The following is a 26,757-nucleotide window of genomic DNA, read 5'->3' on the forward strand; positions in this document are numbered from 1 at the left end:
ATGGCGTTAAATGTCCACTAATTTGTCACTCGTTGCCATAGGGTTAATTCGCGGCTACACATAGCATCTGTCCTCAAGATTCCGATCAGGGCGCGTCATGGACTTCATTCTGTATGCGGTGCCGTTTTTCTTTGTGCTGATTGCCGTCGAATTGTTGGCCGACCGTTGGCGCGGGGTCAGCAACTATCGGGTGGCGGACGCGATCAACAGCATTAGCACCGGCGTGCTCTCGACCACCACGGGCCTGCTGACCAAGGGCGTGGGCCTGCTGACCTACGCGTTTACCCTCAAGCATCTGGCGCTGTTCGAGCTTTCGGCCGACAGCGTGTGGGTCTGGGTGTTTGCCTTCGTCTTTTATGACTTCTGCTACTACTGGCTGCACCGCATGGGCCACGAGCGCAACATCCTCTGGGCGGCGCATTCGGTGCATCACCAGAGCGAGGACTACAACCTCTCCACGGCATTGCGCCAGACCAGTACCGGGTTTCTGTTGAGCTGGATTTTCTACCTGCCCATGGCGGTCGTCGGCGTGCCGTTGCTGGTGTTCGTCAGCGTCGCGGCGCTGAACCTGCTGTACCAGTTCTGGGTGCATACCCGGCACATTCCCAAGCTCGGCTGGTTCGAGTGGTTCTTCGTCACGCCATCCAATCATCGGGCCCACCATGCACAGAACGCTCTCTACATGGATCGCAACTACGGCGGGGTGTTCATTATTTGGGACCGTCTGTTCGGCTCGTTCCAGGAAGAAGACGACAACGAACCGGTGATTTTCGGCGTGACCACGCCGCTGGCGAGCTGGAATCCGATATGGGCGAACGTGCAGTTCTACGCGCAGTTGTCGGCGGATGCGCGACGGACGGAAAGCACCTGGGACAAGCTGCGGATCTGGTTCATGCGTACCGGTTGGCGACCGGCGGACGTGGCGGTGAAATACCCGATGAACAAGCCGGATTTGAGCCAGTTCCGCAAATTCGAAGTGCCGCTGGACGGACGTCAGCAGCTCTACGTGCTGTTGCAGTTCTGCGTCTACATCGCGCTGGGCAGCTATCTGATGAACCTGGAACCGAGCCTGCCAACCGCCGCCCTGGTGTTGGGCTGGAGTGCAGTGGCGCTGGGATTGTTTGTCTTGGGCGTGGCCCTGGAGAATCGCCCGTGGGCGTTGAAGCTGGAGCTGCTGCGGCTGGCGTCGAATGTGCCGCTGGTGTGGCTGGCGCCGCTGGTTGGGCTGTGGCCGGCCAGCGCGGTGGGCTGGATCGGCCTGCTCAGCTACAGCTTGCTCAGCGGGATCGGTCTCTATTGCTGTAGAAACCGCTTCACTCGACTGGCTTAGTTTCGCTGGTCTTGGCCTGCTCGGCTTTCAGGGCTTGCTCGTCGGCATAGATCTGTTTGGCCAGACGGGCGTTCTTGAAGCGCCGGCGCAGCCACAGGCCAAGGCCCAGCAGGAGAAGGGCGCCGAGGACCCATAGCTCGTATTTCTTGATGCTGCCCAGCATGCCTTCCAGCACCGCGCCGAAGTGATAGGCGGCGGCCGCCAGCGCGGTGGCCCAGATCGCCGCGCCAATCCCGTTGAGCAACAGGTAGCGTCCCGGTGGATAGCCCGACAGGCCGATCGCCACCGGCATCACCGTGCGCAGACCGTAGACGAAGCGGAAGCTCAGGACCCAGATGTCCGGGTGCTTGCGGATGTGTTCCAGCGCCCGGTCACCCATCAACTGCCAGCGCGGCTTGCGTGCCAGCAACTTGCGCCCGTGCTTGCGTCCCAGGAAGTACCACAGCTGATCGCCGGCATAACTGCCGAAGAAGGCCACGACCACCACCAGGTTGATGTCCATGTATCCACGGAACGCGAGGAAGCCTGCGAGCACCAGAATGGTTTCGCCTTCGAAAAACGTGCCGAGGAACAAGGCAAAGTAGCCGAAGTCATGCAGAAATTGTTGGAGCATTGTCTGGGTGCTGGCGAAATGAACGCGCAGCCTAACCCTTCGGACACATTCAGGAAAGTGTCCAAATGTGTCTCGACGTGAACATTTCCTACAACGACAATGGAATGCGGCTACACGTCGCAGTGTGCGCACAACTGTCATCTGTTCGTCATAATGGCCGCTTATAACTGTCACGCTCGCCCGTCTGCGCGGGCTCAGGAGTCTGCCGTGAGCTTTACCCCCGCCAACCGTTTGTTTCCTGCAACCCGCCTGCGCCGTAACCGTCGTGACGATTTCTCGCGTCGACTGGTCCGTGAAAACGTGCTGACCGTCGATGACCTGATCCTGCCGGTGTTCGTGCTGGACGGTGAAAACCGTCGTGAAGCGGTGGCCTCGATGCCAGGCGTCGAACGGATGACCATCGACCTGTTGCTTGAAGAAGCGGCCAAATGGGTCGAGTTGGGGATTCCGGCGCTGGCACTGTTCCCGGTGACGCCGTCGGAACTGAAGTCGCTGGACGCCGCCGAAGCCTGGAACCCTGAAGGCATCGCCCAACGCGCCACCCGTGCCTTGCGCGCGCAGTTCCCTGAGCTGGGTGTGATCACCGACGTCGCGCTGGACCCGTTCACCACGCACGGTCAGGACGGCATTCTCGACGAAGAAGGCTATGTGCAGAACGACATCACCGTCGACGCTCTGGTCAGGCAAGCCTTGTCCCATGCCGAAGCCGGCGCTCAGGTGGTGGCCCCGTCGGACATGATGGACGGCCGCATCCAGGCGATCCGCGAAGCCCTCGAAGTGGCCGGTCACGTCAATGTGCGGATCATGGCTTATTCGGCGAAGTACGCCAGCGCCTATTACGGGCCGTTCCGCGATGCGGTCGGTTCGGCGCTGAACCTGGGCAAGGCCAACAAGGCCTCCTATCAGATGGACCCGGCCAACAGCAACGAAGCCCTGCACGAAGTGGCGGCAGACTTGTCAGAAGGCGCAGACATGGTCATGGTCAAGCCAGGCATGCCATATCTGGACATCCTTTGCCGGGTCAAAGAAGAATTCAAAGTGCCGACTTTTGTTTATCAAGTCAGCGGCGAATACGCCATGCACATGGCGGCGATCCAGAATGGCTGGTTGAGCGAAGGGGTTATCCTCGAATCCCTGACCGCCTTTAAACGTGCAGGCGCTGATGGCATCCTGACGTACTTTGCCGTTCGTGCCGCTCAATTGTTACGAGAGCAAAAATAGCCCTCCCAGGAACATGTGATGAATACCGAAGGACTCGCTGAAGTTGCCGTACAAGACGCTCAACCCGTGGTCGAGCAAATCGCCGAAACCCCGCCGGAGCTGGAGCCTGCTCCACCCGCGGTGGTAGCCGAAGCCGCTGCGGCGGCACCGGCGATTGCCATTCCCGGTCTGGATGACAGCAGCCTGTACATCCACCGCGAGCTGTCGCAACTGCAGTTCAACATCCGCGTGCTGGAACAGGCGCTGGACGAGTCCTATCCATTGCTGGAGCGGCTGAAGTTTCTGCTGATCTTCTCCAGCAACCTGGACGAGTTCTTCGAGATTCGCGTCGCCGGCCTGAAGAAGCAGATCACCTTCGCCCGTGAACAGGCGGGCGCCGATGGCCTGCAACCGCATCAGGCGCTGGCACGCATTAGCGAACTGGTACACGGTCACGTTGACCGTCAGTACGCGATCCTCAACGACATTCTGTTGCCGGAACTGGAAAAACATCAGGTCCGCTTCATCCGTCGCCGTAACTGGACGACCAAGCTCAAGACCTGGGTCCGCCGTTATTTCCGCGACGAGATCGCGCCGATCATCACCCCGATCGGCCTCGACCCGACGCACCCGTTCCCGTTGCTGGTGAACAAGAGCCTGAACTTCATTGTCGAGCTCGAAGGCATCGACGCCTTCGGTCGCGATTCGGGTCTGGCGATCATCCCGGCACCGCGCCTGCTGCCGCGCATCATCAAGGTGCCGGAAGAAGTCGGCGGCGCGGGCGACAACTACGTGTTCCTGTCGTCGATGATCCACGCCCACGCCGATGACCTGTTCCAGGGCATGAAAGTGAAGGGCTGCTACCAGTTCCGCCTGACCCGTAACGCCGACCTGGCGCTGGATTCCGAGGACGTCGAAGACTTGGCTCGTGCTCTGCGCGGCGAACTGTTCTCGCGTCGTTACGGTGACGCAGTGCGTCTGGAAGTGGCCGACACTTGCCCGAAACACCTGTCCGACTACCTGCTCAAGCAGTTCAACCTGGGCGAGACGGAGCTGTATCAGGTCAACGGTCCGGTGAACCTGACGCGGCTGTTCAGCATCACCGGTCTGGATAGCCAGCGTGAACTGCAATACCTGCCGTTCACCCCGCAGATCCCGAAACTGCTGCAAAACAGCGAGAACATTTTCAGCGTGATCAGCAAGCAGGACATCCTGCTGCTGCACCCGTTCGAGTCGTTCACCCCGGTGGTCGACCTGCTGCGCCAGGCCGCCAAGGACCCGCATGTGTTGGCGGTGCGCCAGACGCTGTACCGCTCCGGCGCCAACTCGGAAATCGTCGACGCGCTGGTGGATGCGGCCCGTAACGGCAAGGAGGTCACCGCGGTGATCGAATTGCGTGCGCGGTTCGACGAAGAATCCAACCTGCAACTGGCCAGCCGTCTGCAAGCGGCCGGTGCGGTGGTTATCTATGGCGTGGTCGGCTTCAAGACCCACGCCAAGATGATGCTGATCCTGCGTCGCGAGGCCGGCGAAATCGTCCGTTACGCGCACTTGGGCACGGGCAACTACCACGCTGGCAACGCCCGTCTGTACACCGACTACAGCTTGCTGACCTCCGACGACGCCTTGTGCGAAGACGTCGGCAAACTGTTCAGCCAGTTGATCGGCATGGGTAAAACCCTGCGCATGAAGAAACTGCTGCATGCGCCGTTCACCCTGAAAAAGGGCATGCTCGACATGATTGCCCGCGAGACGCAGTTCGCCCTCGACGGCAAACCGGCGCACATCATTGCCAAGTTCAACTCGCTGACCGATCCGAAGATCATCCGCGCGCTGTACAAGGCCAGTCAGTCGGGCGTGCGTATCGACCTCGTCGTGCGCGGCATGTGCTGCCTGCGACCGGGCATCGCCGGGGTTTCGCACAACATCCACGTGCGTTCGATCATCGGGCGTTTCCTGGAACACACCCGGGTCTTCTACTTCCTCAATGGTGGCGACGAGCAGATGTTCCTGTCCAGCGCCGACTGGATGGAGCGCAACCTCGACAAGCGCGTCGAGACTTGCTTCCCGGTTGAGGGCAAGAAGCTGATCATGCGGGTCAAGAAGGAGCTGGAGCTGTATCTCACGGATAACACCCACAGCTGGAGCCTGCAGTCGGATGGCCGTTACATCCGCAACACGCCGACCGGCAACCAGAACCCGCGTAGTGCTCAGGCGACGTTGTTGGAGCGGTTGGGCAGTCCGATTCTGGCTGTGCGTTAACGCTGGCTAGTTGTAAAAAAATGGCGATCCAAAAGGATCGCCATTTTTGTTTGTGTCATCCCCTGTAGGAGCACAGCTTGCTGGCGATGGCGCCTTCGAGATCGCCATCGCCGGCAAGCCGTGCTCCTACAGGATCGAATTCAGCGAACGCTGAGGACGACATCCACCCGCGTCAGCCATTGCGCTTCGATTTCGAAGTCGGCCTGGGTCAGCTGGTTTTCATCCAGCCAGTTTTTCGGGAACACCACTTCCAGGTGATTGCCTTTGGCGTTGAGTTCTACCTGAGGCATTTGCTGGGTGCCGCGGATGTGGTGGAACAGGATCGCAAAGCGCAGCAGCACGCACAGGCGAATCAGCTTGATGCCGTCATCGTCGAAATCGGCGAACTTGTCCTTGGGAATATTGCGGCGGTGGCCACGCACCAGCAGTGCGAGCATCAACTGGTCTTCGCGGGAGAAGCCGGCCAGGTCGGAATGCTCGATCAGGTAAGCGCCGTGCTTGTGATACTGATAGTGAGCGATGTCCAGGCCGACTTCATGGACCTTGGCCGCCCAGCCAAGCAGTTCGCGCCAGACGCCGTCTTTCAGATCCCAATCCTTGGCTACCTGATCGAAGGCATGCAGGGCTTTGCGCTCGACGCGCACGGCCTGTTCCAGATCCACGTGATAACGCTCCATCAGCGAGGTCAGGGTGCGTTCGCGCACGTCTTCGTGGTGATGGCGGCCCAGCAGGTCATACAGCACGCCTTCACGCAGGGCACCTTCGCAGTGATCCATGCGTTGCAGTTCGAGGGAGTCGAAGATCGCTTCGAGAATCGCCAGGCCCGCCGGGAAGATCGCCCGGCGATCAGGCTTGATGCCTTCGAAGTCGATTTTGTCGACATCGCCGAGTTTGATCAGCTTGCGCTTGAGCCAGGCCAGGCCTTCGGCGTTGACTTCGCCACTGCCGTGGCCGCCGGCCTTCAGCGCCAGACCGATGGCGCGGATGGTGCCCGAGGAGCCGATGGCTTCATCCCAGGTCAGGCGGTGCAGGGCGTGTTCGATGCTCATGATCTCCAGCCGCGCTGCGGTGTACGCCTGGGCGTAGCGGGCCGGAGTGATCTTGCCGTCCTTGAAATAACGCTGGGTGTAGCTGACGCAGCCCATTTGCAGGCTCTCGCGCAGCAACGGTTCGAAGCGCTGGCCGATGATGAATTCGGTACTGCCGCCGCCAATGTCGGCCACCAGGCGCTTGCCCGGCGTGTCGGCGAGGGTGTGGGACACGCCGAGGTAAATCAGGCGCGCCTCTTCACGGCCGGAAATGACTTCCACCGGATGGCCGAGGATTTCTTCGGCGCGGTGGATGAATTCGGCGCGGTTACGGGCTTCGCGCAGGGCGTTGGTGCCGACGATCCGTACGGCGCCGAGCGGCATACCGTTGATCAGTTGGGCGAAACGCTTGAGGCAGTCGAGCCCGCGTTGCATCGATTCTTCGCTGAGACGGCGCTCTTCGTCGATGCCGGCGGCCAGCTGAACCTTCTCCCCGAGACGCTCGAGAATACGGATTTCGCCGTTCTGGGCCTTGGCCACGACCATGTGAAAGCTGTTGGAGCCCAGGTCGATTGCGGCGATCAGGGACAGATTCTTGGCTTGGGATTGCGGCATGGTCTGGGGGTCTCGGTCGATAACCTCGACATCGTGCCACGATCAAACGCTGCCGCCAACGCGCATGGTTCAAACCGTTGATTCAGCGCAGAAAGTCTGTGACCGCTGCGCGGTCAATCGCGAGCAGGCTCACTCCTACAGGTGACCGCATTCCAATGTAGGAGTGAGCCTGCTCGCGATGAGGCCTTAAAGGCCCCGGCATTTCTCTCAGCCCGCCGCTTCGACGGTGCCAATGAAGTTCGCCAGCTCCGCGGTCTGCGGATTGGCAAACAAAACCTTCGGATCACCCACCTCATGCACCTTGCCCATGTGCATGAACACCAACTTATCCCCAACCTCCCGGGCAAAGCGCATTTCGTGGGTCACCATGATCAGCGTCATGCCTTCCTTGGCCAGTTGCCGGACCACGCTCAACACTTCGTTGACCAGCTCCGGGTCCAGCGCCGAGGTGATTTCGTCGCACAGCAATACCTTTGGCGACATCGCCAGAGCGCGGGCAATCGCCACCCGCTGTTGCTGCCCGCCGGACAGCCGATCGGGAAACGCGTCGAACTTTTCCCCCAGCCCGACTCGCTCCAGCATCTCTCGCGCCAGCTCGGCGGCCTTGGCTTTCGGGACCTTTTGCACCACTTGCGGCGCAAGCATCACGTTTTCGCCCACGGTCAGGTGCGGGAACAGATTGAACTGCTGGAACACCATGCCGACTTTCTGCCGCAGGCTGCGCAGATCGGCGCGGGCGGCGTCGAGGTATTCGCCGTCGACTTCGATGACGCCGTCGTTGATCGACTCCAGGCCGTTGAGCGTGCGCAGCAACGTCGACTTTCCCGAGCCGCTGCGGCCGATGATCGCTACCACCTGGCCTTCCTCGACGCTCAGGTCGATGCCTTTGAGCACGTGGTGATCGCCGTAGTATTTATGCAGGGCGGAAATTCTAAGCAGAGGCATGCAGTCTCCTTTCCAGGTAGCGCGCACTGAGCGACAAGGGGTAGCAAAGCAGGAAATAGCCGAGGGCCACGAGGCCGTAGACCATGAACGGTTCGAAGGTGGCGTTGGCGAGCATGCCGCCGGTCTTGGTCAGTTCGGTGAAACCGATGATCGAGGTGACGGCGGTGCCTTTGACCACTTGCACCGAGAAGCCCACGGTCGGCGCCACGGCGATGCGCAGGGCTTGCGGCAGAATCACGTAGCGCAGTTGCTCCAGCGGGTTGAGCGCCAGGCTCGACGAGGCTTCCCACTGGCCGTGGGGGATCGAATCGACGCAACCGCGCCAGATCTCAGCCAGGTAGGCGCTGGTGAACAGCGTCAGTGCGATCGCTGCCGCCATCCACGGCGAAATCTCCAGCCCGGCCAGGGCAACGCCGAAAAACACCAGGAACAACTGCATCAACAGCGGTGTGCCCTGGAATAGCTCGATGTACGTGCGGGCGAAACTGCGCGGCAGGGATTTTTTCGAGATGCGCATGACCATGATCAGCAAGCCGATCAGCCCGCCGCCAATGAATGCCACCAGCGACAGCGCCAGCGTCCATTGCAGGCCCGTGAGCAGGTTGCGCACGATGTCCCAGAAAGTGAAGTCGCTCATCGGCTGCTCCTGGAGATATAGCGCGTTCCGATCCAATTCAGGAGCTGGCGGATCAACAGGGCCATGCACAAATACAGCAGTGTGGTCAGCGCATAGGTTTCAAAGGCGCGGAAGTTGCGCGATTGAATGAAGTTGGCGGCGAAGCTCAGCTCTTCAGTGGCGATCTGCGAGCAGACTGCCGAGCCGAGCATGACGATGATGATCTGGCTACTCAGGGCCGGCCAGACCTTGCCCAGCGCCGGCAGCAGCACCACGTGGCGGAACGCCTCGAAGCGCGTCATCGCCAACGCCGCCGCAGCTTCCAGTTGACCCCGGGGGATCGCCTGGATGCCGGCACGGATAATCTCGGTGGAATAGGCGCCGAGGTTGATCACCATCGCCAGCACCGCCGCCTGCCATTCGGAAATCTGCACGCCCAGCGACGGCAAGCCGAAGAAGATGAAAAACAACTGCACCAGAAACGGCGTGTTGCGGATCAACTCGACGTAGACCGCGAAAATCCCGGCGAACGGGCGGATGTTCCACGCCCGCACCAACGCCCCGACAATGCCCAGCCCCACGCCGAGCACCGCGCCGATGGCCGTCAGCTCAAGGGTGAACAACGCACCGCGCAGCAACAGATCGGTGTTGTGTACCACTGGCAAGAAATCGAACTGATAAGCCATAGCGTGTCTCCTGCGCGCCGAATCAGAGATCGGCCGGCAGCGGTTCTTTCAGCCAGGTCAGGGCGTTCTTTTCCAGCGCGCCGTCGCCCTTGGCGGTGACGAGGATCTGGTTGACCTTGTCCAGCAGCGCCGGCTCGTTCTTGTTCACGCCGACGTAGACCGGAGAGTCCTTGAGCTTCACTTTCAGCGCCGGCACGCGTTTCGGGTTCTTCTCGCTGATCGCCACCATCACCACGTTGCCGCTGGCGATCAGGTCGACTTGCCCAGCCAGGTACGCAGCGATGGTCGAGTTGTTGTCTTCGAAACGCTTGATGGTCACGCCTTCGGGGGCGACCTTGGTCAGCTCGATGTCTTCGATGGCGCCGCGGGTGACGCTGATGGTCTTGCCCTTGAGGTCATCGAGGCTCTTGATGTCGGCGTCTGGCGGACCGAACACGGCGAGGTAGAACGGTGCGTAGGCGCGGGAGAAGTCGATGACTTTTTCACGCTCTGGGTTTTTGCCGAGGCTGGAAATCACCAGGTCGACTTTGCCGGTGGTCAGGAACGGGATGCGGTTGGTGCTGTTGACCGGGGTCAGTTCAAGTTTGACCTTGAGCTGGTCGGCCAGCAGTTTGGCGGTGTCGATGTCCAGGCCACGGGGCTTCATGTCCGGGCCGACCGAGCCGAACGGCGGGAAGTCCTGGGGCACGGCAACCTTGAGTACGCCGCGCTTGACCACATCCTCCAGACCGTCGGCGTGGGCGGGTGCCTGGCTCAGCATCAGGCTGGCAAACAGGGCGGCGAGGAGGGCGCTGTAACGCTGGGTCATGGCAAATCTCCGAATCGGCGAGAAGTAATTTCTGCGGATCGACAGAGCATGGGCCATGCCAACATAGGGTTTTGGGGGCGCCAGAGCGCGGTTTTGCTGGCGTCGCACGGTCTTACTGGTCTGAACAGTAGACTTGCGTTTCGCACCCCGATGGCGCAGCCGTGAAAATGTTCGAACCCCCATGGGGCACGACTTGCCGGGCGTCGCGAATAGCTTTACAACTGAGCGCACATTGGCCTGGTTCGTCTGGAAAACCATGAACTCGATCTCCCGCGCCGTACCCGAAGTGGCGCTGCAAGCCATCCGCAAACTGATCACCGAACAGGGCTTCGGGGCGGGGGACGCCTTGCCCTCGCAACGGGACCTGGCGGTGCAGTTGGGCGTGAGTCGGGCGTCGTTGCGCGAGGCGTTGTCATCGTTGAGTGCGCTGGGCGTAATCAGCATCCAACCGGGCAAAGGCGTGTTCGTGCAGTCGCCGGTGGAGCTGCCGCGAGGCGACGCGGCGCCGGGTTGGCCTTTCGCGGCGCAAGCTTCGCCACTGGACATCTTCCAGTTGCGCTATGCGCTGGAGGGATTCGCTGCGGGATTGGCGGCGGTGACGCTGAGCACCGATGAGCTTGATGCGCTGGAAGACAATGTCGCGGCCATGCGCAACGAGCTGAAGGCCGGCGACTTCGAAGCCGCGGCGCGCCTCGACTTCGAATTCCACCGCCGCATTCTTCTGGCCAGCGGTAATCAGGCGATGCTGAGCATCCTCACCGCCAGTGCCGACATCTTTTTGGAGAGCCAGAAGCTACCGTTCATCCGGGCCGAACGGGCCATGGAAACCTGGCAGGAACACCGCAAAATCCTTCGTGCACTGGCGCGCCGGGCATCCGGGGCCGCGCAGAAAGCCATGCATGAACATGTGCGCAATGCCGCGTTGCGCACCGGAATTGCCTTCGTCGCTCCCGCCACGGCGTGACCTGGGCTATACCCAAACTCATGGAACACCATAGCGAGACTCAATCATCTGCACCTTCCTGAACGAGGGAAGGGCAGCTATGATGGGCCACGTTTTTTTGCTTACAACCCTGGAGAATTCCATGAGCAGCGATCTTATCAAACACGTTAGCGACGCTAGCTTCGAGGCCGACGTACTCAAGGCTGAAGGCGCTGTACTGGTCGACTACTGGGCTGAATGGTGCGGCCCTTGCAAAATGATCGCTCCTGTTCTGGACGAAATTGCCGAGACCTACAAAGGCAAGCTGACCGTTGCCAAACTGAACATCGACGAAAACCAGGAAACCCCGGCCAAGCATGGCGTGCGTGGTATCCCGACCCTGATGCTGTTCAAGAACGGCAACGTTGAAGCGACCAAGGTCGGCGCACTGTCGAAGTCGCAACTGGCGGCTTTCCTCGACGCCAACATCTAAGCGTCGTTGTAGCGTGTCAAAAAAAGGCCCCGCAAATAGCGGGGCCTTTTTCGTTATTGAGGGCTAGACGCTCCGAAACTCAGGTGATACATTCGGCCCCGCACTGGTTTCTCCATTGCCCCCTGCTAGCCGTCGCCGACGCTCTCCTTTTCGAATAAGTACGCGATCCTGTCGCCTTCTCCGCGGCGCGGCCTCATTAAGCCAAAAGCTTAATTTCCCCCCTCCATAAATGATTACGTCATTCCTATATGAATCTGACTGAACTCAAGCAAAAGCCGATTACCGAACTGCTCGAATTGGCCGAACAGATGGGCATAGAAAATATGGCCCGTTCGCGCAAGCAGGACGTGATTTTCTCCCTGCTGAAAAAGCACGCGAAAAGCGGCGAGGAAATCTCCGGTGATGGCGTGCTGGAGATTCTCCAGGACGGCTTCGGCTTCCTCCGCTCTGCAGACGCCTCCTATCTTGCCGGCCCAGACGATATCTACGTCTCGCCGAGCCAGATCCGTCGCTTCAACTTGCGCACCGGTGACACCATCGTTGGCAAGATCCGCCCTCCAAAGGAAGGCGAGCGTTATTTCGCGCTGCTCAAGGTCGACACGATCAACTATGACCGTCCGGAAAACGCGAAAAACAAGATTCTCTTCGAGAACCTGACCCCGCTGTTCCCGACCGTGCGCATGAAGATGGAAGCCGGTAACGGTTCCACCGAAGACTTGACCGGTCGTGTCATCGACCTGTGCGCTCCGATCGGCAAAGGCCAGCGCGGTCTGATCGTTGCACCGCCGAAAGCCGGTAAGACGATCATGCTGCAGAACATTGCCGCGAACATCGCGCGTAACAATCCTGAAGTTCATCTGATCGTGCTGCTGATCGACGAACGTCCGGAAGAAGTAACCGAAATGCAGCGCACCGTGCGCGGCGAAGTGGTTGCCTCGACGTTCGATGAGCCGCCAACCCGCCACGTGCAGGTTGCCGAGATGGTGATCGAGAAGGCCAAGCGCCTGGTCGAACACAAGAAGGACGTGGTGATCCTGCTCGACTCCATCACCCGTCTGGCCCGTGCCTACAACACCGTAATCCCGAGCTCCGGCAAGGTACTCACCGGTGGTGTCGATGCTCACGCCCTGGAGAAACCGAAGCGTTTCTTCGGTGCCGCGCGGAACATCGAAGAAGGCGGCTCGCTGACCATCATCGCCACCGCGCTGGTTGAAACCGGCTCGAAGATGGACGAAGTGATCTACGAAGAATTCAAAGGCACCGGCAACATGGAGCTGCCTCTGGATCGTCGTATCGCGGAAAAACGCGTTTTCCCGGCCATCAACATTAACCGTTCCGGTACCCGCCGCGAAGAGTTGCTGACGGCCGACGACGAGTTGCAGCGCATGTGGATTCTGCGCAAGCTGCTGCATCCGATGGACGAAGTGGCTGCCATCGAGTTCCTGGTCGACAAGCTGAAAACGACCAAGACCAACGATGAGTTCTTCCTGTCGATGAAGCGCAAGTAAGTCGAGCAGACACAAAAAGCCGGGGAAACCCGGCTTTTTGCTATCCGATTTTTGATCAAAGCGGCAGTTCGTGGTTCTGAACCGCAGGGTTCGGCGCTAAACTGCCTGCCCCGAACGCCACGGCCAACACGAGGCTCACGCATGCAGTATCGCGACTTGCGCGACTTTATCAGCGGGCTGGAACAGCGCGGCGAACTCAAGCGCATCCAGGTTCCCGTGTCCCCAGTGCTCGAAATGACCGAGGTCTGCGACCGCACTTTGCGCGCCAAAGGCCCGGCCCTGCTATTCGAAAAGCCAACGGGTTACGACATTCCCGTGCTCGGCAACCTGTTCGGCACCCCCGAGCGCGTCGCGTTGGGCATGGGCGCCGAAGCGGTCAGCGAACTGCGCGAAATCGGCAAGCTGCTGGCGTTCCTCAAGGAACCCGAGCCGCCGAAGGGGCTGAAAGACGCCTGGTCCAAGCTGCCGATCTTCCGCAAGATCATCTCGATGGCGCCCAAGGTCGTCAAAGATGCGATCTGCCAGGAAGTGGTCATCGAAGGCGACGACGTCGACCTTTCGACGCTGCCGGTGCAGACCTGCTGGCCGGGCGACGTTGCGCCACTGATCACCTGGGGCCTGACCGTCACCAAAGGTCCGAACAAGGACCGGCAGAACCTCGGTATTTACCGTCAGCAAGTGATCGGCCGCAACAAAGTCATCATGCGCTGGCTCAGCCACCGTGGTGGCGCGCTGGATTATCGCGAGTGGTGCGAGAAACATCCGGGCCAACCGTTCCCGGTGGCCGTGGCGCTGGGCGCTGACCCCGCGACCATTCTCGGTGCCGTGACGCCAGTGCCCGACAGCCTCTCCGAGTACGCCTTCGCCGGCCTGCTGCGCGGCAACCGTACCGAACTGGTGAAGTGCCGCGGCAACGACCTGCAAGTGCCGGCCACCGCCGAGATCATCCTAGAAGGCGTGATTCATCCGGGCGAGATGGCCGATGAAGGTCCGTACGGCGACCACACCGGTTACTACAACGAAGTCGACAGCTTCCCGGTGTTCACCGTCGAGCGCATCACCCACCGGATCAAACCGATCTACCACAGCACCTACACCGGCCGTCCACCGGATGAACCGGCGATTCTCGGTGTGGCGCTGAATGAAGTGTTCGTGCCGATCCTGCAGAAGCAGTTCCCGGAGATCACCGACTTCTACTTGCCGCCCGAAGGCTGCTCGTATCGCATGGCCATCGTGACCATGAAGAAGTCGTATCCGGGGCATGCCAAGCGGGTAATGCTCGGTGTCTGGTCGTTTTTGCGACAGTTCATGTACACCAAGTTCGTTATCGTCACTGACGACGATATCAACGCCCGGGACTGGAACGATGTGATCTGGGCCATCACCACGCGCATGGACCCCAAGCGCGACACGGTGATGATCGAGAACACGCCGATCGACTACCTCGACTTTGCCTCGCCGGTCTCCGGCCTGGGTTCGAAGATGGGGCTCGATGCCACGCATAAATGGCCTGGCGAAACCACGCGCGAGTGGGGCCGGGTGATCGTCAAGGACGACGCCGTGACCCAGCGGATCGATGCCATCTGGAATCAGTTAGGAATAGATTGATGCGTGTAACCTTGCAGCCCTCCGGAGCAGTGCTTGAGATTCTGCCCGGCGAGCGGATTCTCGATGGCGCACGCCGTCTGGGCTATGAATGCCCGCAAAGCTGTCGCAACGGCAACTGCCACGTCTGTGCCGCGCTGCTGGTGGAAGGGCGAGTCGAGCAGGGCGGCCATGTGCGTGACCATGGCGAGTTCTACACTTGCATAGCAGAGCCGCTGGAAGACTGCATCGTGCTGTGGGATGGCGTGCTCGCGCTGGGAGAATTGCCGGTGCGCAGTCTGTCGTGTCAGGTCACCAGTTGCACCGATGTCGGCGGTGATACCTGGCGAGTGCGGCTGCGGGCGCCGGCCGGCAAGCCACCGCGTTACCACGCTGGCCAGTACCTGATGATCCATCGGGACAACGGCGAGAAGTCGTCCTTCTCCCTGGCGTCGGCTCCTTCGGGCGGGCGTGATCTGGAAATTCACGTGCTGGCGCGCGAAGCCAGTGCGATAAACCTGATCAAGCAACTGCAAGGCAACACGATGGTGCGGATCGACATGCCGTTCGGTGATGCGCATCTGGCCGAGTTACCGGACGGTCCGCTGGTGCTGATCGCGGCAGGGACGGGAATGGGCCAGATCCACGGCCTGATCGAGCATTGCCGCGCCGAAGGCTTCAAGCATCCTGTGCACCTGTACTGGGGCGTGCGTCGACCTGAAGACTTTTATGAAGTCGAACATTGGGATGAATGGCTGAAGTTACCGAACCTATTTTTGCATAAAGTCGTCAGCGATCAATGCGGCTGGCAGGGGCGTTGCGGCATGTTGCATGAAGCGGTGTGCGAAGACTTTCCCGATCTGAAGACCTTGCACGTGTATGCCAGCGGCTCCCCGGCGATGGTCTATGGCACGCTCGATGCGTTGGTCGAGGCGGGAATGGACGCCCATCAGATGCGCGCCGACGTGTTTGCGTACGCGCCACGATCTTGATCCGCGATCTTGATCCGCGATCTTGAGTCTGCCCTTTGTAGGAGCTGCCGGAGGCTGCGATCTTTTGACTTTGTCTTGAAAATCAAAAGATCGCAGCCTGCGGCAGCTCCTACGGTTTGTATCCTTATGCCTCTCTATATAGCCTATCGGTATTTATACAATCGTATAAATGTCGGTAGGTTATATGTCACTCAGGCAATTAATTAATAACTGTGCCATGGCACTTAAATTGCCTTAAAACTTATGTGCCTTATTGTTACAACGGTGCGTTCTATTAAGTAATACTTTGATCGCGGGGAGCTGAACGCTATTCGCCATGAGCGCCATTGAATCTTCGTTTTTGAACCTGGCTTACCCGCCGCAGCTCGATCTGGGGCCGCAGCTCACTCACGAACAATTACTCGGCTCGATGCAATCGACCATGGCTCGCCACAAGGGTGGGCCGGTGTGGCTCTTTGCGTACGGTTCGCTGATCTGGCGCCCCGAGTGCACCGCGGTCGAGCGCGTTCGCGGGCGGGTGCATGGCTATCATCGCGGATTGTATTTGTGGTCCCACGAACATCGCGGTACCCCGGAAATGCCGGGGCTGGTGTTCGGTCTGGATCGCGGCGGTTCATGCAGTGGTTTTGCCTACCGCTTGCCGGAAGAGCAACTGGACGCTTCGTTGTATGCGCTCTGGAAGCGGGAAATGCCGTTTCCGTCCTATCGCCCACACTGGCTCAATTGCCGGCTCGAAGACGGCACACAGGTTCAGGCGTTGGGGTTTGTTCTGGAGCGGCACTTGCCCAGCTATGCCGGAAACTTGCCGGACCACGTGCTGAGCCACGTGTTCGAAAACGCTTGCGGGCGTTACGGCACCACTCGCGATTATGTCGAGCAGACCGCACACGCCCTGCGTAGCCACGCCATGCCAGACCGGAATCTGGAGGCGCGGCTCAAGCGCTGCAAATCAAAAGCTGATCAAGCGATCGCTTCGCGGCTCTGACTGGCGACTTGCTTGTGCCGCAGCGTTGGCGCAAGGAAGGCCATCGCCAGCAGGCACGCACCGATCAGCAAGACGAAACCGCCGTCCCAGCCGAAATGGTCCACGGTGTAGCCCTTGGCTTCCTTCAGGTAGGTCGGTGCCCAGTCGTTGAACAAGCCCATGCCCATCAAGAACAGCGGGCCGATCAGGCCACCGCCGACGTTATCGGAAACGATCCCCGTCAATGAACATGTCGCTCAGATGTAAATGAACGACGTTGTAGGAAACGTTAACCGTTTCCGTTTTTATGCCGCTGATCCGTCCGAGGTAGGGCAGGTCTTTGGGAAATGTCCTTCGCGTTTACCGGAAGTCGTGATCTACAGCTCAGGGGCGTCAATCTGTAGCCTTTGCGCTGCTGCCAAGGTCTGGCATTTAGTTACGAAAGGGAGGGGTTATGCGGTGGTTCGCGTTGATTTTCATGTTGGTGGTTGCTGGCGTTCGGGCTGAGGAGTTCTTGCTGATACCGGAACACAATCCCCGGCCCATTTATCCACTGACGCTGCAAAGGGCCGGGGTCATCGGGGATGTACGGGTCAGGTTTTCGGTCAGTGCCGATGGTTCAGTCAGCAAGGTGAGCATCCTGCAAAGCGATCACCCCGACCTGGCTGAAGCGACAAGGGTTGCGATAGCGCAGTGGCGGTTCAAGTCGTGGGTGGTTGAAGGCGACAAACCCGCCGAGCAGGAAGTGATCGCCCCGATGCAGTTTCGGTTTGACTCGACTTTGCCGATCCACACCAATCAATGGCTCAAAGAGTTGAGATGTCGCGATCTCAACGAAGTCTTTGTTCACACTGCAGAGCAGTCGTGGATTGATTCCGCTGCATTTCATTACACCCGCGCCTATCTGTCGAACTCGATCTCTACGACAGTATTATCAAATGAGCGACGTCTTGAACTGATAGCCAAGATGAACAGGAAAGTGCCATTTATTGTCAGGCAGTGCCTGAGCAACCCGGTTTCCCGGTATGTGAGGTATTTGCCCGAGGATATTCGTAAGTTGCTTTAGTTTTGGGTGGGTCTGGACAACGTTGGTTGAAGTCCAGACCTGATGGAATGCTCAGCGAACCTGAACCACCACCTTCCCCACCGCCTTGCGCTGGCCCAGATCATTGATCGCCTGCGCAGCATTGCTCAGCGGATAAACCTGCGACACCAGCGGCTTCAGCTTGCCTTCGGCAAACCAGCCAAACAGTTGCTGGAAGTTTGCGGCGTTGTCCTGCGGTTGGCGCTGGGCGAAGGAGCCCCAGAACACGCCAAGGACGGCTGCGCCTTTGAGCAATGCCAGGTTCACAGGCAGTTCGGGGATGCGCCCGCTGGCGAAGCCGACCACCAGCAGGCGGCCGTTCCAGGCGATGGCGCGGATGGCCTGGTCGAACAGGTCGCCGCCCACCGGGTCGTAGATCACGTCGGCGCCCTGGCCATCGGTCAGCCGTTTGATTTCGTCCTTGAGGCTGGTTTCGCTGTAGTTGATCAGTTCATCGGCACCTGCAGCCTTGGCCACGGCAAGTTTTTCGGTGCTGCTGGCGGCGGCGATTACACGGGCGCCCATGGCTTTGCCGATTTCCACGGCGGCGAGACCGACGCCACCGGAGGCACCGAGCACCAGCAGGGTTTCGCCCGGTTGCAGGTTGCCGCGCTGCTTGAGGGCGTGCATCGACGTGCCGTAGGTCATGCTGAACGCAGCAGCGGTGTTGAAGTCCATGGACGGCGGGTATGGCAGCACGTTGTAACCCGGCACTGCGACCTGTTCGGCGAAGCTGCCCCAGCCTGTGAGGGCCATGACCCGGTCGCCGACTTTCAGGTGGCTGACCTTTTCACCCACTTCGCGGACCACACCGGCCGCTTCGCCGCCCGGGGAAAACGGGAAGGGCGGCTTGAACTGGTACTTGCCCTCGATGATCAGCGTGTCGGGGAAGTTGACCCCGGCGGCGTGCACATCCAGCAGGATTTCGTTCTTCTTCGCGACAGGACTGGCGACGTCTTCCAGCACCAGCGATTCGGCAGGGCCGAAGGCTTTGCACAGCACGGCTTTCATCAGGGCTATTCCTTTGGGAGTGATGGCCGATAAGTGTAGGTGTGTGAGTCGACGGGTCAACGAGCATGCCCGGCCCTGATAATCAGCCATAAGCTTGTGCTTGCGCGGCGGGTCGTTATGCTAGGCCGCAAACCGGATAAGGAGCGAATTGTGAAAGCGTGGATCATGTTGATGCTGGCCCTGTCTCTGCCTGTGGCAGCGGTGGCCGAAGAAACCAAAGAAAATGCGGCGCCGAAGGTCAATTACATCACCCTGAGCCCGCCGTTCGTGGGTAACTACGGGCTGGACGGTACGCAGAAGCTCAAAGTCTACAAGGCCGATGTGGCATTGCGGGTGACCGGTGAGGAGGCGACCAAGGCGGTCAAGGCCAACGAGCCGCTGATTCGTAATCAGCTGGTGGCGCTGTTTGCCCAGCAGACCACCGAGACGATGAACAACGTCGAGGCCAAAGAGAAGCTGCGTCAGGAAGCGTTGAAGCAGACCCAGCAGATCTTGAATGATGAAACCGGCAAGCCGGTGGTTGAGGATTTGTTGTTCAACAACCTGATTATCCAATAAGCCGCCTATTGTTTGGGCGGGCCTCATCGCGGGCAAGCCCGCTCCCACAGGATTTTGTGGTGGACAAATAATTGTGTTCCAACACCAATCCACTGTGGGAGCGGGCTTGCCCGCGATGAGGCCGGTTCAGTCAGCCAATTATTCAAGGCTTTAAAGCAATCACCGCCGCCCACTGCTCCGGCGTCACCGGCATCACCGACAGGCGCGAACCCTTCTGCACCAACGGCATCTCGGCCAGCGCCGTCTGCTGCTTTAAATAGTCCAGCTTCAACACCCAGGAAAACGTCTCGACATGCGCGACATCAATCGCGCTCCAGGCGTTTTTTTCTGCCGTTGCCTTGGGGTCGTAGTAATGACTCTCAGGGTCCAGCGCCGTCGGGTCCGGGTACGCGGCTTCGACAATCTTGCCGATTCCGGCAATCCCCGGCTCCGGGCAGCTGGAGTGATAGAAGAAAAACTCGTCCCCGACCGCCATGGCTCGCAGGAAATTTCGCGCCTGATAGTTGCGAACCCCGTCCCAGCGCGCTTTGCCCAGCTTCTCCAGGCCTTTGATCGAGAGTTCGTCGGGCTCGGATTTCATCAGCCAATAGGCCATGTTTTTTGCTCCTTGCGAAGTGAGTGGGCAGGTTGTCCGGCAATTTTATGACAAACCGACAGTCGGTTGACGCCAGCATTTGCGTGCCGGTTCACGTTGCCGCAAAATGCCGGCCTTTAAAGCTTGACGCTGCTGCACGGCCTACAAAACGGAAACCGCTGCTGTCATCGTGTTGATATGCCTTTGGGGGGCAGTCGATGAAACGCAAACCGGATTTACTATGGATTTTGGTCATTTTGTTCGGCCTCGGCGTCGTGACCACTGGCTATGCCCAAAGCCTGTGGGCCAACAAGACCGATGCGCCGGTCGAAGTGGCTCAGTTGCAGCAACAGTCGACAGCGTTCAAACGCTAAACCTGTCTTTCGACGCCGCTGAGTCCAGTGGCGTCTAGCCTGCGAAATACCAGGCCTTGTCCGTTACCGTTCCTTGCAGCGGCACATCCCAGCTCGCCTGAGCCAACCGCTCGACCTTCTGACATTCATGGGCCAGTCCCAATAGCGTCGGCTTGCGCCAGTCATTGCGGCGCGCCAGATAGGCCAGGCTTCGGTCGTAGAAGCCGCCACCCATGCCCAGGCGCCCACCGACATCGTCAAACCCCACCAACGGCAGCAGCACCAGGTCCAGCGCCCAGACTTTGCGTTGTCGGGCGAGGTTGTGCCTGGGTTCGAGAATACGGAAACGGTTGGGTTTCAACTTTTCGCCGGGGCGGATGCGCTGGAACACCATCTTGGTTCGCGGCCAGGCGCTGAGCACTGGCAGATAGGTGGCTTTGCCCCGACGCTGGGCGGCCCGCAGCAGAAGGCGCGGATCGATTTCACCGTCGGTAGGCAAATAGAGGGAGATGTGTTTTGCGCGGCGAAACAGCGGTTGCTGGGCCAATTGCTTATATAGCCCGCGAGCGGCCTGGCGCTGCTGACTGGGTGTCAGTGCGCGGCGGGCCTTGCGCAGCATGCGTCGAAGTTGCGGGCGGGGGAGCAGCGCAGGTTCGGTCATGGGTTCGGGCTTCAGCAGTGCGGATACGTAAAAGCGTACCCGTAAAAAAGCCGATGCCGGTATTTAAACCGGCATCGGACTGGAATCAGGCTCCCCGAATGTGTCGCTGTCGACTTAGCCCTTGAACCCGAAAGTTCAAGGTGGAAGATGCAGTAGGCTTTAAGGCTTTCCGTCTAGCGGACATGCACACCAGCCCAACGTGCAACCTCCAGGGTATAGCAAATCGGCTCAGGGACATCGCCAACTGGCAAACACCCCAGGGAGTGATCGGAGTATACCCCAAGCGGTGAGGCGAATCAGCCTTTGGTGACGTCCGGATCGGTGGCGAGGACCAGATCGACGCGATCGAGCAGGTCGCGCACCTGCTCACGGGTCGAGCCGCTGGCCTGGATATCCGGGCGTTCTTCCTTGTGCAGCAGGTCGTGGGTGATGTTCAGCGCGGCCATCACGGCAATGCGATCGGCGCCGATGACTTTGCCGCTGCTGCGGATCTCGCGCATTTTTCCGTCCAGGTAACGGGCGGCGCTCACCAGGTTGCTGCGTTCTTCCTGGGGGCAGATGATCGAATACTCTTTGTCGAGGATCTGCACGGTGACGCTATTGCTTGAACTCATGAGTCTTGCTCCAGGGCCTTGAGGCGCGAAATCATCGATTCGACCTTACGCCGGGCGATTTCGTTTTTTTCAATGAGGTGAGCGCGTTCCTCGCGCCAGGTCTTTTCCTGAGCTAGTAAGAGTCCGTTTTGGCTCTTTAGTTGCTCGACTCGGGTAATCAGCAGCTCGAGTCTGGCCATCAGCGCTTGCAGGTCGGTGTCTTCCATTGTCTTCACTGTCTGATGGGTTTGGACTGTAGGAGCAAGCTTGCTCGCGATAAGCCTGAGAACGCCGCGGGGTGTCAGGTACCCAGCATTAACGTTGACGACCATCGCGAGCAAGCTCGCTCCTACAGGGGTAGTCGATGTAGGATACAAGGCCTTCATTCTAGACATAGCGCCGTCTGGCGCCTAGCTGCCCATGACCATTCAGAATTCCCCGTACAACGCCTTCGCCACCCTGCTGACTTCCAGCGGCCATAACGTCTCGCCTGCCGAACTGCATGGCCTGTTGCTCGGCCGCAGCTGCGCCGGCGCCGGTTTCGATGCCGAAGGCTGGTTGATCGACGCCGCCGAGCTGCTTGAGAGCGAGCCGCAGGACAACGTTCGCAACGCCTTGATCGGCCTGCAAGAGATGGTCAAAGGCGAGCTGACCGGCGACGACGTGACCGTCGTTCTGCTGCTGCCAACCGACGACGCGCCACTGGCTGATCGAGCCATCGCACTGGGCCAATGGTGCCAGGGTTTCCTCAGCGGATTTGGCCTTAACTGCCGTGACAGCAGCGCCCTGAGCACCGAAGCTACCGAAGTGCTTCAGGATCTGGCGGCCATTTCCCAGGTGCAAGACGCCCTGGAAGAGTCCGACGACGGCGAAAACGACTATATGGAAGTCATGGAGTACCTGCGCGTCGCGCCGCTGCTGCTGTTTTCCGAGACCAAAAAAGACGTGCCGGCCGCTGCCAAACCGTCTTTGCATTAATCGCAAGAAAGGGAAAACCATCTGCCCATGATCCATATCCCGAAATCGGAATACAGCCGTCGCCGCAAGGCGTTGATGGCGCAGATGGAACCCAACAGCATCGCGATCCTGCCCGCCGCCGCAGTGGCCATCCGCAACCGCGATGTCGAGCACGTCTACCGTCAGGACAGTGACTTTCAATACCTCAGCGGTTTCCCCGAGCCTCAGGCCGTTCTGGTACTGATGCCGGGGCGCCTGCATGGCGAATACATTCTGTTCTGTCGTGAGCGCAATGCCGAACGTGAGTTGTGGGACGGCCTGCGCGCCGGGCAGGAAGGCGCGATCCGCGACTTCGGTGCCGACGACGCCTTTCCGATCACCGACATCGACGACATCTTGCCGGGCCTGATCGAAGGTCGCGACCGGGTGTATTCGGCGATGGGCAGCAACCCGGAATTTGACCGCCACTTGATGGAGTGGATCAACGTGATCCGCTCCAAGGCCAACCTAGGCGCCCAGCCACCGAACGAATTCGTTGCCCTGGATCATTTGCTTCACGACATGCGCCTGTATAAATCGGCGGCAGAAGTGAAGGTGATGCGCGAAGCCGCGCGGATTTCCGCCCAGGCGCACGTGCGCGCCATGCAGGCCAGCCGTGCCGGGTTGCATGAGTTCAGCCTGGAAGCCGAACTCGATTACGAATTCCGCAAGGGTGGGGCGAAGATGCCGGCCTACGGTTCGATCGTCGCGGCGGGGCGCAACAGCTGCATCCTGCATTACCAGCAGAATGACGCGGTGCTCAAGGACGGCGATCTGGTGCTGATCGACGCCGGTTGCGAGATCGACTGCTACGCCAGCGACATCACCCGCACCTGGCCGGTCAACGGCAGGTATTCAGCGGAGCAGAAGGCAATCTACGAACTGGTGCTGGCGGCGCAGGAAGCTGCGTTCGCCGAGATCGCACCGGATAAACACTGGAATCAGGCCCATGAAGCCACGGTTCGGGTGATTACCAAAGGCCTGGTCGAATTGGGTTTGTTGCAAGGCGACGTCGATGAATTGATCGCCAGCGAAGCCTATAAGGCGTTCTACATGCACCGAGCCGGGCACTGGCTCGGCATGGACGTGCATGACGTCGGTGAATACAAGGTCGGCGGTGAATGGCGCGTGCTGGAAGTCGGCATGGCGTTGACCGTGGAGCCGGGGATCTACATTGCCCCGGACAACCGCAACGTGGCGAAGAAATGGCGCGGCATTGGCGTGCGCATCGAGGACGACGTGGTGGTCACTAAAACCGGCTGTGAAATCCTCACCAAAGGCGTACCGAAAACGGTCGCCGAAATCGAGGCCTTGATGGCGCAAGCACGGACACAAGCGGCATGAGTCGAGTCAATCTGGCGATTATCGGAGGCGGTCTGGTCGGTGCCAGTCTGGCGCTGGCGTTGCAGGCCGGGGCCAAGTCCCGTGGCTGGAGGATCGTGCTGATCGAGCCGTTTGCTCCCGGCGACAGCTACCAACCGAGCTACGATGCGCGTTCCACGGCATTGTCGTTTGGCGCCCGGCAGATTTATCAGCGCCTGGGCGTCTGGCAGGAAATCTCCCGCCGCGCCGAACCGATCAAGCAGATTCACGTCTCCGACCGCGGGCGTTTTTCCACGGCGCGACTGTCGGCGATGGAAGAGGGCGTTCCGGCGCTGGGCTACGTGGTGGAAAACGCCTGGCTCGGCCAATGCCTGTGGCAAGGCCTGGACAAGGACGTGATCAGTTGGCGTTGCCCGGCGGAAGTCACGCGCATGGAGCCGCTCACCGACGGATATCGCCTGACCCTCAATGACGAAACCACGCTGGAATGCGACCTCGCGGTCCTGGCGGATGGCGGCCGGTCCGGTTTGCGCGAGCAACTGGGGATCGGCATCAGAAAACGTCCGTACAACCAGAGCGCCCTGATCGCCAACATCACCCCGAGCGAAGCCCACAACGGCATGGCGTTCGAGCGATTCACCGACGATGGCCCGATGGCGTTGCTGCCGTTGCCGGACAACCGCTGCGCGCTGGTCTGGACTCGTCTGGGGATGGACGCGCAACGCTTGGCTGCCCTTGATGAGCGCAGTTTTCTCAACGAATTGCAGGGCGTGTTCGGGTATCGCCTCGGCACGTTGAAGCAAGTTGGCGCGCGGCATCTGTACCCGCTGTCGCTGGTGGAAGCCGAAGAGCAGGTGCGATCGCATTTGGCGATACTTGGCAATGCTGCCCACAGCCTGCATCCGATTGCCGGCCAAGGCTTCAACCTGTCGCTGCGCGATGCCCAGGCGCTGGCCGATGCGTTGCTCGCCAGCGAGCAGCCATTGGGCGATTTCGCGACCTTGCAGGCCTATCGCGAGCGCCAGCGTCTGGATCAGAACCTCACCGTCGGCTTCTCCGATCAGGTCACGCGCCTGTTCGGCAGCACTCAGCCATTGGTTTCGCTGGGCCGCAATCTCGGCCTGCTCGGCCTCGATCTGCTGCCACCGGCCAAACGCTGGTTCGCCCGGCAGGCGATGGGTTTGGGTACTCGCCCGGATGCTTAAGTGGCTGATTCGAAAATTTGGTAAAGCGCGGTTGATGCGCACGTTCATGAGCCTCTACCCGCCGTACCTCGGCGCCGGGGTTCGGGTACGGCACATCAGTGACGATTTCCGGGACATTCAGGTGTCCATGGGCCTTGGCTGGTACAACCGTAACTACGTCGGCACCCAGTTTGGTGGCAGCCTGTATTCGATGGTCGACCCGTTCTTCATGCTGATGCTGATGGAGAACCTCGGGCGCAACTACATTGTCTGGGACAAGGCCGCCGACATCGATTTCATCGCACCGGCCAAAGGCCCGGTGTTCGCCCGTTTCAACATCGACGACACCTTGCTCGACGAGATCCGCCGGCAGACGGCCAACGGCGAAAAATACCTGCCGCAGTTGCAGGTCGATATTCATGACGGTGCCGGCAACCTCGTGGCGCGTGTCGGAAAAACCCTTTACGTGCGGCTCAAGCCGCAAGCGAGACAGGCTTAAAGCATGGAAATGCGCGCAGATCTGCTGATTGTCGGAGCCGGAATGGTCGGCAGTGCCTTGGCGCTGGCGTTGCAGGACAGCGGGCTGGAAGTCCTGCTGCTGGACGGCAGCCCGATGAGCGTCAAACCGTTTGATGCCCAAGCCCCGTTCGAACCGCGGGTGAGCGCGCTGTCCATCGCCAGTCAACGAATTCTCGAACGCCTCGGTGTCTGGGACGGCATCGCCAACCGACGCAGCAGCCCTTACGGCGAGATGCAGGTCTGGGATGGCAGCGGCACCGGGCAGATCCACTTTTCGGCTGCCAGCGTGCATGCCGAGGTGCTGGGCCATATCGTCGAGAACCGCGTGGTTCAGGACGCGTTGCTTGACCGTTTGCACGACTGTGACTTGGGGATGCTGGCCAACGCGCGCCTGGAGCAGATGCGTCGCTCCGGTGACGACTGGCTGCTGACCCTCGCCGATGGCCGCACCCTGCGCGCGCCGTTGGTCATCGCGGCGGATGGCGCCAACTCGGCGGTGCGACGCCTGACCGGTGTCGCGACGCGCGAATGGGATTACCTGCACCACGCGATCGTCACCAGTGTGCGCAGCTCAAAAAATCATCAATCGACAGCCTGGCAGCGCTTTACCGACACCGGCCCATTGGCGTTTCTGCCTCTGGAACGTGATGGTCAGCAGGACTGGTGTTCGATCGTCTGGTCGACCACGCCAAGCGAAGCCGAACGCCTGATGGCGCTGGATGACGAGGCCTTCTGCCGTGAACTGGAACGCGCCTTCGAAGGTCGGCTCGGCAGCGTGCTCAGCGCCGACCCGCGTCTGTGCGTGCCGCTGCGCCAGCGTCATGCCAAACGATACGTGGCAGAAGGCCTCGCGCTGATCGGCGACGCGGCGCACACCATTCACCCGTTGGCCGGGCAGGGCGTGAACCTCGGCTTCCTTGATGCCGCCGTGCTCGCCGAAGTGTTGTTGCAAGCCGCCGCCCGAGGCGAGCGTCTGGCGGATGTGAAGGTGCTTAGCCGTTACGAGCGTCGTCGCATGCCGCACAACCTGGCCCTAATGGCCGCGATGGAAGGCTTTGAGCGGTTGTTCCAGGCTGATCCGTTGCCAGTGCGTTGGTTGCGTAATGCCGGGTTGAAGATGGTCGACCAGATGCCCGAGGCCAAGGCGTTGTTCGTGCGCGAGGCGTTGGGGTTGATCGGGGATTTGCCGGCACTGGCCAAGGCCTGAGATTCCCCTGTAGGAGCTGCCGCAGGCTGCGATCTTTTGATCTTGCTCTTCAAAATCAAAAGATCGCAGCCTGCGGCAGCTCCTACAGGGAACGCGGTAAATTTAATGCCTGTGCAACATCTGGTAAC

28 protein-coding genes, 1 other RNA gene and 1 pseudogene are annotated in these 26,757 nt (G+C 60.2%); 17 read left to right on the forward strand and 13 right to left on the reverse strand.

Annotation, left to right across the window (positions count from 1 at the left end; genetic code table 11):
• The first annotated feature begins 97 nt into the window (after window positions 1-97).
• Window positions 98-1,330: a sterol desaturase family protein gene (locus tag ACM110_RS22805; RefSeq protein WP_416129544.1), complete on the forward strand. Its 1,233-nt coding sequence runs from the start codon at window positions 98-100 to the stop codon at window positions 1,328-1,330.
• Here the strand turns inward: ACM110_RS22805 and ACM110_RS22810 are convergent.
• A complete protein-coding gene (locus tag ACM110_RS22810; protein WP_416129545.1) occupies window positions 1,314-1,943 on the reverse strand; it encodes a DedA family protein in 630 nt (209 codons plus the stop codon). The genes ACM110_RS22805 and ACM110_RS22810 overlap by 17 nt on opposite strands.
• A gap of 207 nt (window positions 1,944-2,150) precedes the next feature.
• Between ACM110_RS22810 and hemB the strand changes: the two genes are divergently transcribed.
• Window positions 2,151-3,164, forward strand: coding sequence for a porphobilinogen synthase (gene hemB, locus ACM110_RS22815; protein WP_416129546.1), 1,014 nt, complete (start codon window positions 2,151-2,153; stop codon window positions 3,162-3,164).
• 18 nt (window positions 3,165-3,182) lie between these two features.
• On the forward strand, window positions 3,183-5,405 hold the full coding sequence (gene ppk1 / locus ACM110_RS22820) for a polyphosphate kinase 1 (RefSeq protein ID WP_416129547.1): 2,223 nt from the start codon (window positions 3,183-3,185) through the stop codon (window positions 5,403-5,405).
• A 140-nt stretch (window positions 5,406-5,545) separates the two neighbouring features.
• Here ppk1 and ppx read toward each other — a convergent pair whose 3' ends face one another.
• From ppx to ACM110_RS22845, 5 genes are all read right to left on the reverse strand, one after another.
• A complete protein-coding gene (gene ppx, locus ACM110_RS22825; protein ID WP_416129548.1) occupies window positions 5,546-7,048 on the reverse strand; it encodes an exopolyphosphatase in 1,503 nt (500 codons plus the stop codon).
• 207 nt (window positions 7,049-7,255) lie between these two features.
• Window positions 7,256-7,993: an amino acid ABC transporter ATP-binding protein gene (locus ACM110_RS22830; protein WP_416129549.1), complete on the reverse strand. Its 738-nt coding sequence runs from the start codon at window positions 7,991-7,993 to the stop codon at window positions 7,256-7,258.
• Complete coding sequence (locus tag ACM110_RS22835; RefSeq protein WP_416129550.1) at window positions 7,980-8,630, reverse strand: amino acid ABC transporter permease; 651 nt, start codon at window positions 8,628-8,630, stop codon at window positions 7,980-7,982. The genes ACM110_RS22830 and ACM110_RS22835 overlap by 14 nt, the downstream gene beginning before the upstream one ends.
• Complete coding sequence (locus tag ACM110_RS22840) at window positions 8,627-9,295, reverse strand: amino acid ABC transporter permease (RefSeq protein ID WP_130903829.1); 669 nt, start codon at window positions 9,293-9,295, stop codon at window positions 8,627-8,629. The genes ACM110_RS22835 and ACM110_RS22840 overlap by 4 nt, the downstream gene beginning before the upstream one ends.
• Before the next feature lie 22 nt (window positions 9,296-9,317).
• Window positions 9,318-10,103 (reverse strand): transporter substrate-binding domain-containing protein, encoded by a 786-nt coding sequence (locus ACM110_RS22845; protein ID WP_416129551.1) that lies wholly within the window; start codon window positions 10,101-10,103, stop codon window positions 9,318-9,320.
• 256 nt (window positions 10,104-10,359) lie between these two features.
• Between ACM110_RS22845 and ACM110_RS22850 the strand changes: the two genes are divergently transcribed.
• From ACM110_RS22850 to ACM110_RS22875, 6 genes are all read left to right on the forward strand, one after another.
• On the forward strand, window positions 10,360-11,067 hold the full coding sequence (locus tag ACM110_RS22850) for a FadR/GntR family transcriptional regulator (protein WP_416129552.1): 708 nt from the start codon (window positions 10,360-10,362) through the stop codon (window positions 11,065-11,067).
• Window positions 11,068-11,188: 121 nt separating this feature from the next.
• Window positions 11,189-11,518 (forward strand): thioredoxin TrxA, encoded by a 330-nt coding sequence (gene trxA, locus ACM110_RS22855; protein ID WP_003206727.1) that lies wholly within the window; start codon window positions 11,189-11,191, stop codon window positions 11,516-11,518.
• Window positions 11,519-11,766: 248 nt separating this feature from the next.
• On the forward strand, window positions 11,767-13,026 hold the full coding sequence (rho, locus tag ACM110_RS22860) for a transcription termination factor Rho (protein WP_046039047.1): 1,260 nt from the start codon (window positions 11,767-11,769) through the stop codon (window positions 13,024-13,026).
• A gap of 141 nt (window positions 13,027-13,167) precedes the next feature.
• On the forward strand, window positions 13,168-14,634 hold the full coding sequence (gene ubiD / locus ACM110_RS22865; RefSeq protein WP_338583787.1) for a 4-hydroxy-3-polyprenylbenzoate decarboxylase: 1,467 nt from the start codon (window positions 13,168-13,170) through the stop codon (window positions 14,632-14,634).
• The gene (locus ACM110_RS22870) at window positions 14,634-15,602 is read left to right on the forward strand and encodes a CDP-6-deoxy-delta-3,4-glucoseen reductase (RefSeq protein WP_416129553.1); all 969 of its coding nucleotides are present in this window, start codon (window positions 14,634-14,636) and stop codon (window positions 15,600-15,602) included. The genes ubiD and ACM110_RS22870 overlap by 1 nt, the downstream gene beginning before the upstream one ends.
• A 316-nt stretch (window positions 15,603-15,918) precedes the next feature.
• Entirely contained in the window at window positions 15,919-16,587 is a 669-nt protein-coding gene (locus ACM110_RS22875; RefSeq protein WP_338583785.1) for a gamma-glutamylcyclotransferase, read from the forward strand.
• Here ACM110_RS22875 and glpT read toward each other — a convergent pair.
• Window positions 16,563-16,706 (reverse strand): annotated as a pseudogene (glpT, locus tag ACM110_RS22880) (glycerol-3-phosphate transporter); the annotation flags it as partial. The gene ACM110_RS22875 and the pseudogene glpT sit on opposite strands and share 25 nt — an antisense overlap.
• A gap of 314 nt (window positions 16,707-17,020) precedes the next feature.
• On the opposite strand from glpT, the gene ACM110_RS22885 reads away from it, so the two are divergent.
• On the forward strand, window positions 17,021-17,632 hold the full coding sequence (locus ACM110_RS22885) for an energy transducer TonB (protein WP_416129554.1): 612 nt from the start codon (window positions 17,021-17,023) through the stop codon (window positions 17,630-17,632).
• A 51-nt stretch (window positions 17,633-17,683) separates the two neighbouring features.
• Here ACM110_RS22885 and ACM110_RS22890 read toward each other — a convergent pair whose 3' ends face one another.
• Window positions 17,684-18,661, reverse strand: coding sequence for an NADPH:quinone oxidoreductase family protein (locus ACM110_RS22890; RefSeq protein WP_416129555.1), 978 nt, complete (start codon window positions 18,659-18,661; stop codon window positions 17,684-17,686).
• A 150-nt stretch (window positions 18,662-18,811) separates the two neighbouring features.
• On the opposite strand from ACM110_RS22890, the gene ACM110_RS22895 reads away from it, so the two are divergent.
• Window positions 18,812-19,219: a flagellar basal body-associated protein FliL gene (locus ACM110_RS22895; RefSeq protein WP_416129556.1), complete on the forward strand. Its 408-nt coding sequence runs from the start codon at window positions 18,812-18,814 to the stop codon at window positions 19,217-19,219.
• A 142-nt stretch (window positions 19,220-19,361) separates the two neighbouring features.
• Here ACM110_RS22895 and ACM110_RS22900 read toward each other — a convergent pair whose 3' ends face one another.
• Window positions 19,362-19,814: an EVE domain-containing protein gene (locus ACM110_RS22900; protein ID WP_416129557.1), complete on the reverse strand. Its 453-nt coding sequence runs from the start codon at window positions 19,812-19,814 to the stop codon at window positions 19,362-19,364.
• Between the two features lie 197 nt (window positions 19,815-20,011).
• Here ACM110_RS22900 and ACM110_RS22905 point away from each other — a divergent pair, with 197 nt between their 5' ends.
• Window positions 20,012-20,167 (forward strand): hypothetical protein, encoded by a 156-nt coding sequence (locus ACM110_RS22905; protein WP_008048702.1) that lies wholly within the window; start codon window positions 20,012-20,014, stop codon window positions 20,165-20,167.
• Window positions 20,168-20,201: 34 nt separating this feature from the next.
• On the opposite strand, the gene ACM110_RS22910 is transcribed toward ACM110_RS22905, so the two are convergent.
• The 4 genes from ACM110_RS22910 to ACM110_RS22925 form a co-directional block, all read right to left on the reverse strand.
• On the reverse strand, window positions 20,202-20,807 hold the full coding sequence (locus ACM110_RS22910; RefSeq protein ID WP_416129558.1) for a 5-formyltetrahydrofolate cyclo-ligase: 606 nt from the start codon (window positions 20,805-20,807) through the stop codon (window positions 20,202-20,204).
• A gap of 87 nt (window positions 20,808-20,894) precedes the next feature.
• Window positions 20,895-21,073: non-coding RNA, 6S RNA (gene ssrS, locus ACM110_RS22915), on the reverse strand.
• Window positions 21,074-21,103: 30 nt separating this feature from the next.
• The gene (locus ACM110_RS22920; protein ID WP_008055229.1) at window positions 21,104-21,421 is read right to left on the reverse strand and encodes a cell division protein ZapA; all 318 of its coding nucleotides are present in this window, start codon (window positions 21,419-21,421) and stop codon (window positions 21,104-21,106) included.
• The gene (locus ACM110_RS22925; protein ID WP_007982902.1) at window positions 21,418-21,627 is read right to left on the reverse strand and encodes a TIGR02449 family protein; all 210 of its coding nucleotides are present in this window, start codon (window positions 21,625-21,627) and stop codon (window positions 21,418-21,420) included. The genes ACM110_RS22920 and ACM110_RS22925 overlap by 4 nt, the downstream gene beginning before the upstream one ends.
• Window positions 21,628-21,820: 193 nt before the next feature.
• On the opposite strand from ACM110_RS22925, the gene ACM110_RS22930 reads away from it, so the two are divergent.
• Genes ACM110_RS22930 through ACM110_RS22950 form a run of 5 tightly spaced genes read left to right on the forward strand, consistent with a single transcriptional unit; the run spans window position 21,821 to window position 26,629 of the window.
• A complete protein-coding gene (locus ACM110_RS22930) occupies window positions 21,821-22,378 on the forward strand; it encodes a YecA family protein (protein ID WP_416129559.1) in 558 nt (185 codons plus the stop codon).
• Window positions 22,379-22,405: 27 nt separating this feature from the next.
• Complete coding sequence (gene pepP, locus ACM110_RS22935; RefSeq protein WP_416129560.1) at window positions 22,406-23,740, forward strand: Xaa-Pro aminopeptidase; 1,335 nt, start codon at window positions 22,406-22,408, stop codon at window positions 23,738-23,740.
• Window positions 23,737-24,924 carry a 2-octaprenyl-6-methoxyphenyl hydroxylase gene (ubiH, locus tag ACM110_RS22940; protein WP_416129561.1) on the forward strand — a complete coding sequence of 396 codons (1,188 nt, stop codon included), beginning with the start codon at window positions 23,737-23,739 and terminating at the stop codon, window positions 24,922-24,924. The genes pepP and ubiH overlap by 4 nt, the downstream gene beginning before the upstream one ends.
• Window positions 24,917-25,402 (forward strand): DUF4442 domain-containing protein, encoded by a 486-nt coding sequence (locus ACM110_RS22945; RefSeq protein WP_416129562.1) that lies wholly within the window; start codon window positions 24,917-24,919, stop codon window positions 25,400-25,402. Before ubiH ends, ACM110_RS22945 begins: the two co-directional genes overlap by 8 nt.
• A 9-nt stretch (window positions 25,403-25,411) precedes the next feature.
• On the forward strand, window positions 25,412-26,629 hold the full coding sequence (locus tag ACM110_RS22950; RefSeq protein WP_416129590.1) for a 2-octaprenyl-3-methyl-6-methoxy-1,4-benzoquinol hydroxylase: 1,218 nt from the start codon (window positions 25,412-25,414) through the stop codon (window positions 26,627-26,629).
• Window positions 26,630-26,757: the final 128 nt, after the last annotated feature.

This window comes from Pseudomonas sp. NFX98, assembly GCF_047784845.1.
Taxonomy (GTDB): domain Bacteria; phylum Pseudomonadota; class Gammaproteobacteria; order Pseudomonadales; family Pseudomonadaceae; genus Aquipseudomonas.